At 38.3% G+C, this 14,757-nt stretch carries 11 protein-coding genes and 4 pseudogenes; 7 read left to right on the forward strand and 8 right to left on the reverse strand.

What is annotated here, in order from left to right:
• Positions 1–69 precede the first annotated feature (69 nt).
• From dnaK to S3O_RS19380, 4 genes and pseudogenes are all read left to right on the forward strand, one after another.
• Positions 70–1,788 (forward strand): molecular chaperone DnaK, encoded by a 1,719-nt coding sequence (gene dnaK / locus S3O_RS13255; RefSeq protein ID WP_268869400.1) that lies wholly within the window; start codon positions 70–72, stop codon positions 1,786–1,788.
• Positions 1,789–2,035: 247 nt separating this feature from the next.
• Positions 2,036–3,089 (forward strand): annotated as a pseudogene (locus S3O_RS18540) (molecular chaperone DnaJ).
• 237 nt (positions 3,090–3,326) lie between these two features.
• On the forward strand, positions 3,327–3,524 hold the full coding sequence (locus tag S3O_RS19375) for a GreA/GreB family elongation factor (RefSeq protein ID WP_268869401.1): 198 nt from the start codon (positions 3,327–3,329) through the stop codon (positions 3,522–3,524).
• Between the two features lie 123 nt (positions 3,525–3,647).
• Positions 3,648–3,806: pseudogene (locus S3O_RS19380) on the forward strand (GreA/GreB family elongation factor); the annotation flags it as partial.
• Between the two features lie 141 nt (positions 3,807–3,947).
• Here the strand turns inward: S3O_RS19380 and S3O_RS0102030 are convergent.
• Together S3O_RS0102030 and S3O_RS0102035 are read right to left on the reverse strand one after the other, a co-directional pair.
• Complete coding sequence (locus tag S3O_RS0102030) at positions 3,948–4,193, reverse strand: response regulator transcription factor (protein ID WP_010597386.1); 246 nt, start codon at positions 4,191–4,193, stop codon at positions 3,948–3,950.
• On the reverse strand, positions 4,175–4,606 hold the full coding sequence (locus tag S3O_RS0102035) for a PAS domain-containing protein (RefSeq protein WP_010597387.1): 432 nt from the start codon (positions 4,604–4,606) through the stop codon (positions 4,175–4,177). Before S3O_RS0102035 ends, S3O_RS0102030 begins: the two co-directional genes overlap by 19 nt.
• Before the next feature lie 1,118 nt (positions 4,607–5,724).
• Here S3O_RS0102035 and S3O_RS0102040 point away from each other — a divergent pair.
• Positions 5,725–6,558, forward strand: coding sequence for an ankyrin repeat domain-containing protein (locus S3O_RS0102040; protein WP_010597388.1), 834 nt, complete (start codon positions 5,725–5,727; stop codon positions 6,556–6,558).
• 32 nt (positions 6,559–6,590) lie between these two features.
• On the opposite strand, the gene S3O_RS0102045 is transcribed toward S3O_RS0102040, so the two are convergent.
• The 5 genes and pseudogenes from S3O_RS0102045 to serS form a co-directional block, all read right to left on the reverse strand.
• Complete coding sequence (locus tag S3O_RS0102045; protein ID WP_010597389.1) at positions 6,591–6,845, reverse strand: hypothetical protein; 255 nt, start codon at positions 6,843–6,845, stop codon at positions 6,591–6,593.
• Positions 6,846–6,934: 89 nt separating this feature from the next.
• Positions 6,935–7,597 carry a response regulator gene (locus tag S3O_RS0102050; RefSeq protein ID WP_010597390.1) on the reverse strand — a complete coding sequence of 221 codons (663 nt, stop codon included), beginning with the start codon at positions 7,595–7,597 and terminating at the stop codon, positions 6,935–6,937.
• A 224-nt stretch (positions 7,598–7,821) separates the two neighbouring features.
• A pseudogene (locus tag S3O_RS18545) lies at positions 7,822–9,164 on the reverse strand (OPT/YSL family transporter).
• The gene (locus tag S3O_RS15080; RefSeq protein WP_029463602.1) at positions 9,082–9,747 is read right to left on the reverse strand and encodes an OPT/YSL family transporter; all 666 of its coding nucleotides are present in this window, start codon (positions 9,745–9,747) and stop codon (positions 9,082–9,084) included. The pseudogene S3O_RS18545 and the gene S3O_RS15080 overlap by 83 nt, the downstream one beginning before the upstream one ends.
• Before the next feature lie 3 nt (positions 9,748–9,750).
• Positions 9,751–10,999: pseudogene (gene serS, locus S3O_RS13270) on the reverse strand (serine--tRNA ligase).
• 49 nt (positions 11,000–11,048) lie between these two features.
• Here serS and folD point away from each other — a divergent pair.
• The gene (gene folD / locus S3O_RS0102075; protein ID WP_010597392.1) at positions 11,049–11,918 is read left to right on the forward strand and encodes a bifunctional methylenetetrahydrofolate dehydrogenase/methenyltetrahydrofolate cyclohydrolase FolD; all 870 of its coding nucleotides are present in this window, start codon (positions 11,049–11,051) and stop codon (positions 11,916–11,918) included.
• Positions 11,919–12,013: 95 nt separating this feature from the next.
• On the opposite strand, the gene S3O_RS0102080 is transcribed toward folD, so the two are convergent.
• The gene (locus S3O_RS0102080) at positions 12,014–13,465 is read right to left on the reverse strand and encodes a hypothetical protein (protein ID WP_010597393.1); all 1,452 of its coding nucleotides are present in this window, start codon (positions 13,463–13,465) and stop codon (positions 12,014–12,016) included.
• Between the two features lie 646 nt (positions 13,466–14,111).
• Between S3O_RS0102080 and udk the strand changes: the two genes are divergently transcribed.
• Positions 14,112–14,750 (forward strand): uridine kinase, encoded by a 639-nt coding sequence (gene udk / locus S3O_RS0102090; RefSeq protein WP_010597394.1) that lies wholly within the window; start codon positions 14,112–14,114, stop codon positions 14,748–14,750.
• The last annotated feature ends 7 nt before the right edge of the window (positions 14,751–14,757 follow it).

The raw sequence follows: 14,757 nt of genomic DNA on the forward strand, positions 1-14,757 counted from the left end.
GTCAATCGGTCACAAAACCCAATGACACCCTCTATGCGGTTAAACGTCTTATTGGGCGGCGCTTTAAAGATGAAGCGGTTCAAAAAGACATCAAAATGGTTCCCTACAAAATTATTGAAGCGGAAAATGGCGACGCTTGGTTGGAAGTGGGGGGTAAAAAATTTCTCGCCGCAACAAGTTTCGCAGATCTTAATGAAATTAAAAGCGGATGCCGAAGCCTATTTAGGGCATGAAGTAACTGAAGCCGTTATCACCGTTCCGGCCTATTTCAATGACTCACAACGTCAAGCGACGAAAGATGCAGGACGTATTGCCGGTCTTGATGTAAAACGAATTATCAATGAACCCACTGCAGCAGCGCTTGCGTATGGTTTAGATAAAAAACGAGGTGACTCGGTCGTTGCCGTCTATGACTTAGGGGGGGGTACTTTTGATATTTCCATCATTGAGATCGCTGAAGTGGATGGCGAACATCAATTTGAAGTGTTAGCAACCAACGGTGATACCTTTTTAGGGGGTGAAGATTTCGATTTACGCGTCATCAACTATCTAGCAGATGAATTTAAAAAAGATCAAGCCATTGATTTGCACAAAGACCCATTGGCCTTACAACGTCTAAAAGAAGCGGCAGAGAAAGCGAAAATTGAATTATCTTCTGCGCAAGAAACCGAAATTAACTTGCCCTATATTACTGCTGATAGCAGCGGGCCAAAACATTTACACATTAAATTAACTCGTGCCAAACTCGAATCGTTGGTTGAAGATTTAATCGAGAAAACCTTGGCGCCGTGTAAAATTGCGCTTAAAGACGCCGCGATTACGGCGGATAAAGTTTCTCAAGTAATTCTGGTCGGTGGGCAAACACGGATGCCTAAAGTACAAGAGCAAGTGAAAGCCTTTTTTGGAAAAGATGCCCGTCACGACGTCAATCCCGATGAAGCGGTTGCAATCGGTGCGGCGATTCAAGGCGGTGTGCTTTCGGGTGATGTAAAAGATGTCTTATTATTAGACGTAACGCCTCTTTCTTTAGGGATTGAAACCTTAGGCGGCGTCATGACGCGTTTAATTGAGAAGAACACTACGATTCCAACAAAAGCCAGTCAAACTTTTTCTACGGCTGAGGATAATCAAACGGCTGTGACAATTCATGTCCTCCAAGGTGAACGTGAAATGGCTTCGGCAAATAAATCTTTAGGTCGTTTTGACTTATCGGATATTCCTCCTGCACGACGCGGGATGCCGCAAATTGAAGTGACCTTTGACATTGATGCCAATGGTATCTTAAATGTTTCTGCAAAAGACAAAGCCACAGGGAAAGAACAAAAGATTAAAATCAAAGCTGCCAGTGGTTTATCGGAAGCAGAAATTCAAGAAATGATTAAAAATGCGGAGTTACACAAAAATGAGGATCAAAAGTTCCGTGAACTGATTCAAGTCCGAAACCAAGCAGACAGTTTGATTCATGGCGTCACGAAAGCACTGAAAGAAGCCGGGGATAAAATTGGCCAAGATGAAAAAACCAGTTTAGAGGAAGCGATCGAATCTCTCAAAAGCGTGCTTAAAGAGAATGATAAAGAGGCGATTGACGCTAAACTTAAAGCGCTCAACGATCTTTCTGAAAAAATGGCGGAACGTCTTTATGCGCCCTCTAGCAGTAATGAAGATACGACATCTGGCGGTACGGAAAGTACCGATGCGGCTTCAGCGGACAAAGAAAAAAGCGATATTGAAGATGCTGTTTTTGAAGAAGTGAAAGATAAGGATAAAAAGGACGGCGATAAAAACTAAACGAAAAGTTTGGCTAACTCCCTTTTAACAGAGATAAGCTGATTTCTCAGTCACTTATGGCAAATAAGTCACTGAGAAGTTAGCGCCCTCAGTTAAACCGTTACTTTTCAAAAAAGAATTGTTTTTAAAGCTCACTCACTTCATTATCCATACGGAGTGTAACGATTGCAGTATGCGGCTCGGTTACTCCGTATTCAATAAAAAAGGGCTTTTACTCATATTTACTTTATCTTTGGTCGCATAAATTATGGCAAAAAAAGACTGTTATGACGTGCTGGGCATTTCTAAAAATGCTAGCGAGGATGAAATCAAAAAAGCCTATCGTAAACTGGCGATGAAATACCATCCTGATCGTAATCAATCCGACAAGATGGCGGCAGAAAAATTTAAAGAAGCGAAAGAAGCTTACGAAATTTTATCCGACCAGAAAAAGCGGAGCGCTTACGATAAATTTGGTCATGCCGGAGTCGATCCAAATCTAGGCGGTGCGGGCGGTGCGCATGGTGGCTTTAATTTCAGTGATGTATTTGGCGATATTGGCGATGTATTCGGTGATATTTTTGGTCGGGGTAGTGGTGGTTCTCGCCAGCAACGCGGTTCCGATCTGGGTTACGCTTTAGAAATTGACCTAGAAACCGCTTCGCAAAGGAACAAAACCGGTCAAGTGTGATACTTGTCGTGGTGAAGGTCAAGTTCGCACCCAACAAGGATACTTTACCATTCAACAAACCTGCCCAGATTGTCATGGTTCTGGGAAAAAAATTAAGGATCCCTGTCCAGATTGCCGTGGTCAAGGTCAAGTTCAAGAAACCAAAACCTTAGCTGTTAAAATTCCAGCAGGCATTGATGATGGCAATCGTATTCGTTTAACTGGCGAAGGTGAAGCAGGCGCGCACGGGGCTTCACCCGGCGATTTGTATGTGGAAATTCATCTAAAACCTCACCCTTTGTTTAAACGAGAAGGAAAGAATCTTTATTGTGATGTGCCAATTAGTTTATCTCAAGCTATTTTAGGCGGGGAAGTTGAAATCCCAACTTTATCAGGTACCGTAAAATTGCATATTCCAACGGAAACACAGAGTGGAAAAATCTTGCGCTTACGTGGAAAAGGCGTCCCTGGCCGTCCTGGTGCGGGAGGTGATTTACTCTGTCGCGTTTTTGTGGAAACGCCAGTAAATTTGAATGCGCAACAAAAGCAAGTCGTGTTAGAGCTAGAAAAAGCATTACAAAATGAGGATCATTATCCTAAAGCACGTCAGTGGTTTGAACATGTTAAACGTTTTTTCAGTAAACAACACTGATTTTTTGTGTTAAAACAAATGTCTGCGCGTCCTTCTGTGGCGCGTATGAAAAAATAGCAGTAGACACATACGTACGGTAGTTTTTAAAAACATAAATTACTTATTTCGCTCGTACTGGTTGCAAAATAAGTGGATGATAATCGCTCGAAAAAATGATTCAAAGCAGGTATGATTTGTTAAACAAGCCACATCGATAACTTAATAGAAATTTGAGATCTGTCGTAGAGAAAATATATCATGAAAAAAGTCCCCATGACCCTAGTTGGCGCACAAGCTCTAGAAAAAGAACTCAATGAGCTCAAAATGATAAAACGTCCACAAATTATTGAAGCGATTTCAGAAGCACGCGCACACGGTGATCTTAAAGAGAATGCGGAATATCATGCGGACAAAAGAAACCCAAAGTTTTATCGAAGGACGCATCGCCGAAATTGAAAACAAACTGGCGACTGCACAAATTATTGATATCCGTAAAATGCCAAATAATGGAAAAGTAATTTTTGGCGCGACCGTTCACTTACTCAATACAGAAACAGAAAAAAAGGATGTTTATTCAAATTAGTCGGTGAAGATGAAGCCGACATTAAAAGTAGTAAAATTTCAGTCGCTTCACCGATTGCGCGCGCTTTAATTGGCAAAGAAGAAGGCGATACAGTGGATGTAAAAACCCCATCTGGTTTATTAACCTTAGAAATTGATAAAGTAGAATACCTTTAAATAGGGAATAAAATAGCGGAATCAATACTGTCTCGAAAATTACAGTGCTGTCTCTAAACCACAGTACGCTTAGTTTACTGATTTCGCCTAATAAAGAACAATGAAACATATTGCCTTATTATTGTTTTATCTAAAAATCGCTTATTTTTTTTCAGGTAAAGGCGCTTCTGTTAAAAAATAAGTCCAACCATTTTTAATGGAACTGCAGATAATATCTAGTTTAGATCGGCATTGTAGTTTTATTTTTAAGCTTTTAATAATCGAACGAATACTTGTCACTGAAATATTTAAATAACTTGCCATTTGTGGATCAGTAAAGCCATGTAAAATAAATTTAAAAATTTGCAGTTCTCTTCTACTAAGTCTTTTTATGCCCAGTGTATCCAAATAAAGTTTTTGTTCTTTCGTACTAAAATAACCTTTTTTTGAATCACTACATAATCATCGATATACATGGCTGATCCAACAATACCAATTAATTCATCTTGACTATTTCTAAGCGCCGTTTTTGTGATAAGCATTGAATGAACGCCATCTCTTAGCTTTACTTTTTCTAAATAATTTATTTTTGACTGTCCCAAAAGGATTTTAATATCCGTTTCACGAAAAATATTTGCGCTACAATCTTTCCAAATGAGATCGTAATCACTTTTCCCAATCATTTCTTGAGGTGAATTTAATCCTGCTCCTTTTGCATTACATTCATTGACATTTACATATTTAAAATTTTTATTTTTTTCAAAATAAACTAAATTAACATCGCTTAATTTACTTAAAATATCCTTTTTATTATCACTCATTATTTTTACTCTCTGTGATATGGCAATTAAATTGCTGGATTATGGACAAGAAAAACATCTATATTTCTAGAAAATGTTTAGGTAGTTTACGTGTAAAAAACTCTAATGATAAGCCCCTCTTATATAAAAAAAATAATATAAGAAAATCATATATAAGTTACGCTTTTTTAATAAAATAAAATTAATAAGAAAATATTTTTTTATTAATTGTTTATGTTTGTTTTACTTTTAATTAAATTTCATTAACTAACTTAGTTAACTTATTTTTTATTTTCAGTTTTAAGCTAAAAATTAATCTAAATGAGATGATTATTTAAAAAACGTCTCTGTGAGATCATAATAAATATCTAAAATTCCTATGAAAAGTAAAAATATTCATTTATGATGCGTGTAATAAATTTTATTTTATCCTAAAATTTTTATGGGATTGCTTAAATTTAACTAAGAATTAATAATTTTAATAAGATATCTATCTTGTTTTTTGCCTTAACACAAAATATTTCTCTGCTTAAAAAATATCTCTTTCTACCTTTTTTAAATAACTTTCATTTAGTATGAATTACTTTCACTTTACTTAAGGTAAATGACTATTTTTACTTTGTTTTATCGGTGGAATACTGAATAAAAAATAATTAAAACCTAATTTGTTTTAGATAGCTTGTCAGCAAATAACAATACAGGGGGTAAAAAATAACTGAACTCATCTTTTTTATTTTAAAAACAGTCTTTTCTTTTAACAAATTTCTTTTTTATGAGCACATTCTCTTTTTTAAGTTAACTTTGTTTTTACAATTATTCCTCCTTCATTTTCTATTTATAGCTTCTATCTTTTGGAGATTAAGCTGTGTATTCTTTATCGAACAATTTCAGCGGAATATATTTGCTTCACTTCCTATGAAGTTAACAGGTTTATAAAAATTGTGTCCATAAAAGGAACGAAAAATGGGAAATTTTAAGAATGATAAAAACGAGTTTATGAATCTATTTCTCACTTCTTCTTTATTTCGATATAGACTAAGGCAATCTACCTCCTCTCCTCTACTTTACTCATCAAGAAATGATACACCCTGACGCTAAATGACTGCAATACAAACCAAAGTACTCATTTACATCAAGCAGTGCAAAATAATGAATACTCTTTGGCTCAGTCACTTTTAATAAAAAAATTATACGTCGATACAACAGATAAAGAAGGAAAAACACCCCTGCATCTTGCCGCTCGATTTGGGTATTACTCATTATCTAAATTATTGCTTGCGTATCATGCGAACATATATCATGTCGATAAAGCGGGTCGAACCGTATTGCATGAAGCTTTTTTTGATTTTGGTAAAAAAAATCCTGTGGTGCCACTTCTTATCGCTCACGGAGCACCTATTAATCGAATTGATTATTATGAGAAAGCCTCTGTCCTGCACCACGCCGCTTGGTTCGGCGATGAAGAAGCGGTCACAGCCTTACTCGCACATCAAGATGCAGTAAATCTAATCGATCTTCCTAGTGTTTATGGCGAGACGCCTTTACATCGCGCAGCACGCTCAGGTAATCCTAACGTTGTCGCACTTCTATTAAAAGCTGGTAGTCACTACACGGCTATTAACTTGAAAGGTGAAACGCCTTTACAGTCGGCACTATTTCTTGGCAAGCGCGTGATACCTTCTCTTATACCCTTATTAAAAATCCTATTTTTAGAAAATCCCGCCGTACCCAAACCACACTTTATAATAGAACATTCTATGTTTTCATCATTATGGGATCGTTGGTTAGAGAGTTATCATAATTTTCATAAACAATTAAATTTATCAACTGAATTAATCTATCCTTTTAATAAGACAGATTTAACAATGATTCAGGAAAGAACATCCTCCACCAGTGTTCTGTTTTCTTTAGAATCGTCAACAAAACAATTAACAAATACTGAAACAGTGAGTAATTCATCTACTGAAAAATAAGCATTTTGTTTAGTGAGCAAATAAATTCTTTTTTATTCAACCCGGTTGATTCTAATTACTTTTGGATAATAAGCCGGGTAACTCAAAGGGGATTCTATTATTGCGGGGCTAATCGGTTTAAAAAATAATTGTGGCGTATTCTGGGGATTATTGATATGAAAAAGTACAGGTACTTTAGCTAACTGACACAGTACCTGTGCCGCAATCCTTTTTTCTTTTTCTGTTACGTTCCAACTTTTATTTTCCTTGTGCTTAAATGAATCGAATGTGGTAAGTCTTTTCAACATCGCGGTTTAAACATCCCTCTTAATAACAAAAAAAGATTCAGCCCACCCTTAGCTATTAAAGGTTTATGCTAATTTTAATAATTTTTAATTTAAGCGTAGCTAAAAAACATAGTTTCAGACCGTGATTGCATACCACGTCTTAAATCACTCACCTGATATGATTCAAATAAATCCGTCCATTGCTGATATTCATCTATCATAAATAAAAGTTTCTCGATCACTTCATAAACGGGCTGAGAGTGAGACATCAAATCAACTTCATTATTTTGGATAGGATTCTCTGGCTGAATCACTTGCGTTAACTGTTTTTTTATTTCTTTAATCTGATAATAAAATTTTCGCCGATAAGCGGGCCGAATCGCACATTTATAAATCGCTTCCTCAAGTATTTTTTTAGAGTACGGTTTTGATAATACAACATCCGCACCTAAAGCAAGATACTCTGCATAATCTTCCTGTGAAAGCACCGTACTGGCTAGAATCAATGGCGTTCCTTGATTTAACTCACAGTGCCGAATAGCTTGAACGACTGCGCGCCCAGACTGGTCAGGCAAGTATAAATCCGTAACGATAAAATGATAACTTTTTTTATTTATTTTACAGATGGCGGTCTGTGCATCTTCTGCGGTATCTAATTGATAACCTAAACTCGATAGTTGCGCACATAAAATTTTTCGACAAATCATCTGATCTTCAACAACAAGCACCTCTGGATATTGATTTTTATTAGTCATTACCCCTTTTTTTTTCATTATCCTCTCCTTTTTTAAAATTACGAATATTTTAGGTATTTTTTAATGTCAAAAAAACCTACATTTGTATCAAAATATCAAATTTTGTTATTTGATATTCAATAAAAAAGGATGACTAAATAGAAAGTTTATTAGGAATAAAGCTACTTTTTATTTTAATAATCAATTAAAAGTTTTAATGAGTTATTAAAAATCATTAAACACTCATTATTTAGATTGAAAAGTCATTCGATACCCACCCAAGCTAAGAATAACGTGCTCAAAATACCCAGTATTAAGGTCACAGGTTGCCAGGTATGAGGAATCATCGTCCAAAAGGCGGATTGCCCAGTGATAGAAATGGGGATAGCCAGAAAAACATCCATTAAAGTCGCTCCAGCAACTAAACCACAGGCCAGCAACAAAGCGCGCTGTTGTATTTTTTCAATGACTAGCGGGGCAGATGCCGTTTCTCCTTTTCTTGGAAGAGCGCGGTTTGCCGCCTGTTTTGTAATAAAATAGGCGAAAAGACTGCCCAGGAATAATGGAACGGATGTGCTCAGTGGCAGATAAATGCCCATAGCCAGACCTAAAAGAGAACTTTTTCTAAAGAAAAAATAACGTATTCCTTGCAAAACCACTATCAGGCCGGCGCCCACCCCCATAAACAGCCAAGGCAAATTATGATTAAAAAATCCCTGCACTAAAGCCGCCATCATCGCAGCAGGAGGCGCAGGCAGTGTTTCCGCGCTACTCATCTGTGGATGGGGCACAATCGTTGTCAAACCATAAACGTTAAATAAAACTTCCATTACAAAGGGAATCACGAATGAAGCAATGATTACCCCAAACGCTAACATCAGCTCCAAGGTGGCGTGCCAATCAGTGCGCCCACTTTTAAATCTTGAATATTATCATTGGCTATACAGGACGCGCCGGCAATAATTCCACCTAAAATCAAGGTCATGCCTCCGATATCTAAAAAAAAGGTCGTTGATTCTTTGAAAAGATCGGACACGAAAACCAGACGCAGCAATAACGCGGTAAGTAACATCCCGGTGATGATAATCGCGGAACCTGGACTGGCCGTGACGCCCACTAATCCAGAAAAATAACCACAGATAGCGGCAAAAATAAAGCTCAGCGCTGTCAACCCTAAAATAATTCCACCCAGAAAAGAAAAAGAAGTACTTTTAGGTAAAGATTGGCTCGGAAATAAGCTAACAAACAAAAAATAAAGAATCACCCACAATATAAATAAGGTGATGAATAAGTAGAATGTTGGAATATCACGCTCAGTTTTGACGTATTGCGTTACAGGCATCTTTATCAAAGGGTTTTTTGTCTTCACTAACCCTCTGATAGACAGGAGGAGGCTTTGATAAAAAGGTTTTAATAACTGCGCTAATGTAAACAATCCCGCTGTTAACATCGCCCCTAAACCGATGTAATGGATACTGTTTTTCAACACACTCACCTGAGTGGTCAGATCATAAACAGAAGAGTCAATCACCCATGGGGTTAACAAAGGAGGGAGCCCCCCCCACGCAATGAGCGCGCCTAAGAATAAACTTAGACCAAGATCCAAATAAGGTCGTAGAATGACCGATCCAAATCCATTTTTCGGCGGCGCTCGCTATCAGTTTAATTCCCGTTTGTAAAAACTCAAACAAAGCACCTAATCCCGCCCCCGTGAGCATTTCACGAATAGGAAACGACTGCTGATGAGAAGCCTGTAATACGGCGGTAATCGCTCTGGCTTCTGGAAAACGCAGTTGCGGTGTAGTAAGCAAAATTTTACGAAGCGGGATCGAAAATAAAATACCTAACACACCACTGCTTAATGCGATCACAACATTTATCCAGTAAGGAAAGTGATGCCAATAACCAATAATCACAAGTGCCGGAATAGTAAAGACAATCCCTCCGGCCACTGCTTCTCCGGCAGAAGCCGCTGTTTGAATGAGATTGGTTTCATGGATACTTTTAGAGTGAAAAAGACGAAGTAAGGCCATCGCTAAAATCGCCGCTGGAATCGAAGCGGAAGGCAAAATACCAATTTTTAATGCCAAGTAAGTACTCGAGGCAGCTAATAAAATGGTTAAAAAAATAGACAGCGCTAAAATACGAAATAACACAAAAAATAGTTTTTGTTTAGCGTGTGAAGACATTCGTTACTCACATTCGATAAAATCTTGCCGCATATACGATTTGAGCGCTTCAGGAATACGAATTCGTCCATCGGCCATTTGATAGTTTTCCATGATGGCAACCAAAGTACGTCCTACGGCTAAACCCGATCCATTGAGCGTATGAATGAATTCAATCGTATTATTCTTATCTGGATTACGCCAACGCGCTTGGAGACGACGTGCTTGAAAATCTTCAAAATTACTGCATGAAGAAATCTCACGATAGGTTTGCTGACTCGGTAACCATACTTCGAGATCATAAGTCTTCGCCGCACTAAAACCGAGATCACCGCTACATAACGACATGACACGATAGGGTAAATCTAATTTTTGCAGAATCGATTCGGCTTCTTGGGTCAATTCTTCTAACGCTGAATAACTCTCTTCTGGTTTAACGAAGCGAATCAATTCTACTTTCTCAAATTGATGCTGCCGAATCATCCCACGGGTATCTTTACCATAAGAACCGGCCTCACTACGAAAACAAGGCGTATGGGTGACGTATTTTTTTGGTAATTCTTGTGCTGAAAAAATAACATCGCGTGCTAAATTGGTCACTGGAACTTCTGCGGTCGGAATCAAATAAAAATTTTGTTCCCCGCGGAGGGCAAATTGCTCTTCAGCAAATTTAGGGAGCTGCCCGGTACCCTGCAAGCTCTTAGCGTTGACGATATATGGAACATAGAGCTCTTGATAGTGATGCGTTTGGACATGCACAAAATTGAGTCAAGGCGCGCTGTAATTTTGCTAATTGTCCATAAAGGACAACAAAACGCGCACCGGAAATTTTACTCGCCATTTCAAAATCAAGAACATGGTCTTTTGGCGTAAAATCAAAGCTCGGTGGAGTTCCCCACTGCCGAATCACTTGATTTTGGCTTTCATTTTGCCCTTCGGGGACACTGGCATGAGGTAAATTGGGTATCGCAAGATAAAGCGCTTCGAGCTGTTGTTGAATCGCTTTGAGCTGAATTTCCGCCTGCTCACACTCGATTTTGACTCGTTTCGCCTCCTCTGCAAACTGCGTTCCCTCCTCACCCTTGGCCTTCGCAAGACCCATTGCTTTAGCCAGTTGATTACGCTGCGCCTGTAATTGCTGCGCACTGACTTGCTCTAATTTACGTTGCGCTTCTAAGCTTTGTAAGCGTTCACTATCTAGGACGTAACCACGGGTTTGCAGCTTTTTAGCAATTTCTTGAAGATGGTTACGTAAATATTTCGAATCTAACATATACTATGGCCTGTATTTTTTTCTTAAAGCAGTACGCTAACGAATAATTATGACCGCAAAAATCATTGATGGCAAAACTCTCGCACAAAAAATCCGTGCCGAGCTCAAAGAAACCGTACAACATTTTATGAAAAAAGCCCATTTTGTACCCAGCTTGGCGGTCATACTAATTGGAGAAGATCCCGCTTCACAAGTGTATGTCAAAAATAAACGACGTGCCTGTGCGGCGTGTGGCATTCGGTCGGTTGCCTACGATTTACCTCTATCTACCTCACAAACGCAGTTACTCGAATTGATTGATCAACTGAATGCTGATCCAACCATTCACGGTACTTTAGTACAACTACCATTACCCAAATCGATTGATACGGCCTTAATTTTAGAAAAAATTGATCCTAAAAAAGATGTCGATGGCTTTCATCCTCTAAATTTGGGTTTATTAGCACAAGGTCGACCCTTTTTACGACCTTGTACACCGTATGGAGTGATTCGTCTCCTTGCACAAGAAGGAATTGCCTTACGCGGTCTTGAAGCAGTGGTCGTCGGAACGTCAACGATTGTCGGTAAGCCGATGGCGTTAGAATTATTGAATGTAAAAAGTACCGTCACCTTGTGTCACAGTGCAACACGTTCTTTAGCCGAAGCCATTCAGCGTGCTGATTTACTGGTCAGTGCTATGGGTCAACCAGGTATCATCCAAAGCGCGTGGATCAAAAAAGGTGCGATCGTGATTGATGTCGGCATTACTCGATCAGCACAAGGCACCTTACAAGGTGATATTGAATTTGCCACAGCACAACAGCGCGCGGCTTACCTCACTCCCGTTCCAGGTGGTGTTGGGCCGATGACTGTCACCATGTTATTAGAAAATACACTCCTTGCCGCACAACACTGCGCTGGGTTGACTTCCTCAGGTTGACAGTCAATCACTCTACCCTCTTGACTGTGTTCTTTGGGTAAACTGGTGTTTTGTGGCTCGTTTTTTTATCGAGATATGACCGGTGTCTTATTCTTTTAGAGAATGCACTGAGCGCGAGTACTTACTAGTTCTTCTGAAAACGCTTCTTGATTTGCTACCGTATTCGGTTTGACCAACGTACTCCTTTGGCTGGTTAATTGATCAGCGCTTGTTGCATGATAATCAATCAGCACACTTTCTTTAGGTATTAATGCTTTTCTTTCATCAGGGGTACTGATATAGATACCGCTCGCTTGGAAAAACTTTTTTTTAGAACCAAATTTTTTAGAAGTTTTACTATCCGTCTTTTTTAGCTTAGGAAGTGTCAATCCTTGCAGGATAAGCGCTGATTTTGCTTTAAGTAGCTGTCGTTGAGATGAAGGCAAGAAAAATGATTCCAACGAGAGTGCTTTCTCCGTCGACTGTAAACTCGACGAGAGTTTAGTTAATCCTGATTGTGGAACATAAAACGCAGGTGACGATTTTATAGATAATGTTGAATCCGCTGAAGATATTGAGGATTTCGAAGACGAAGAGGATGACCCAATTGATAACGAATTTTCCGCATCCGGTTCGAGTACATTTGAAGGTCCTGGAACGGCTGTTGACAAATTAACTTCGCCAGACATTCGCTCATCTCTTGGCTCTGCGGAAGGGGTCAACAAATTGGATTCTTCGGATCCCATGATATTTTCAATTTTTTTTAACCAATTTACTACATGAGCCTCGAAGGTAGTAATCCATTCTTTTAGGTGAGATTCAACATGAGAAGAATGATAAATATGTATAATGATACAAGTCACACTGGCCACTTCAAGAAAAAAATGGACGGCATCGAAGACGAGATTTGCATAATGAAAGTTTCTTAAACTAATGTATTCGGGGAAAGGGTTCTCCTCTTCGATAAGCTTCCTCATAACACGCATTTCGGCCAAGACTTGCTTACAGTAACCTTCAGCAGGCAACGGATCCACCTTAGGGTAGAGTATGGTGGGCAACTCTCGTTTATAACGCGATAATGAGTTAAGAGTCCCTTGTCTATTTTGAGACAAAGAAGTTTTCATTTCTGTAGGCTGATCGCCTAAATCCAGTTGTTTATGCAACACTTCTGCTAAACTCAGTTTTGTACTTTCCTTCCAATCTACAATTGAAGCCGCCATTTCTTGAAGCCAATCAAAACGTTGATTATGCGGAAGACCCACCGCAATAAATTCGCTAATTTGATTGATATTTTTTTCTAATTCACGAATATGTGTCAGTACAATTTTACTGAATTTTTTTGCAGAAAAATCAATAATATGTGCGTCATTTTCTAAATAAGAATCAATTATTTTCTCTTGTTGTAATTTTTTAAAAATCGCCAGCTGATTTTTTAAAGGTTTTGTAATATAAATAAAACTTGGATCGTCGATATATGTTTTCAACTCAGCTAAAAGATTCAAATTTAAAAAATATGGCGCATTAAATGCTTGCAAAACATGAATATCTACAGCAATAATTTTCTTCATGTTATTTTACCCCGTTTGAAAACTATGTTAAAGTTTTATGAAGTGTAAAGTACCCGGCTATCGATAACAATCTATTTTTTTATCTAAATAACATTTAATTTTTATATATTAGCAGTTAAAAAATTATTAAATTAATTTAATAATTTTTATTTTCAATGGAAAATGCGCTAAACTCACCTCATTAAAAAAGTAACTAAGTTTTATTTTAAAATCATTTAGTATTTTGGTATTTTAAATACTCCATTTTCTAAGAAATAGGCTGCCAAATAATCTATTTTTCATGAAAAGCAGAATAAATAAACACCTTCTTTTCTACTTACCATGACCTTTAACGTTAGCTGAATGAAAAATAAATCCACTTGAGCGCGGCTTAAATTTTTTATCCCTAACCGTCTTGAGTTGATTTGGATAAGTTTCTCGTCGATCCGATCGACGGAAAAATTAACGCTGATGTATTTTATACGGCCCTATCTAGTCAAATAAAAGCTTTGGCTTTACTTACTTTGTTTAAACAGAGTAAGTAAAGCGGCTCCTTAGCGGAAGAAAAGGGCAAAAACTTGACTTTGATTTGATTGTTTATCAATAGATTGTCCTTTTTTATAAAACCTGTTAAGTTACCCCACATTTAATGAGGATGAAGTTTTTTATGGCAGAACGCGGCATCATTATTGGTATCGCCGGTGCGTCGGCCTCGGGAAAGAGCTTACTAGCAAACACAATTGTCAAAGAATTAGGCTCGAAGCAGGTCGCTGTGATTTCTGAAGATTCCTATTATCGAGACAATAGCGCACTCCCTGCCGCCGCACGCTCACAAATTAACTATGATCATCCGGATGCGTTTGATCACGCATTACTCATTGAGCATCTCCGTCAATTGCAGGCTGGCGAAGGCGTCAACATTCCAATTTACAATCACACGTTACATATTCGGGAAACGCAAACCCGTTATGTCGGTCCGCATTCGATTATTGTCCTGGAGGGGATTCTCCTCTTTGCTGAATTGCTCCTGCGTGAATGCATGGATATCCGGATTTATATGGATACCCCGTTAGATATCTGCTTGATTCGCCGGATAAGACGCGATGTCATTGAGCGAGGACGTGAAATGGAATCGGTGCTGATACAATATCAAGAAACGGTGCGCCCTATGTATTCACAATTCATCGAGCCTTCTAAGCATTATGCTGATATCATTGTACCGCGTGGCGGTGAAAACCGAATTGCAATCGATATGATTAAAGCAAAAATACGCGAATTATTAACTAATTTCAGTCCTAACGAATGATAGGAGA

The sequence above is a fragment of the Rickettsiella massiliensis 20B genome, from assembly GCF_000257395.1.
Lineage (GTDB): Bacteria > Pseudomonadota > Gammaproteobacteria > Diplorickettsiales > Diplorickettsiaceae > Diplorickettsia > Diplorickettsia massiliensis.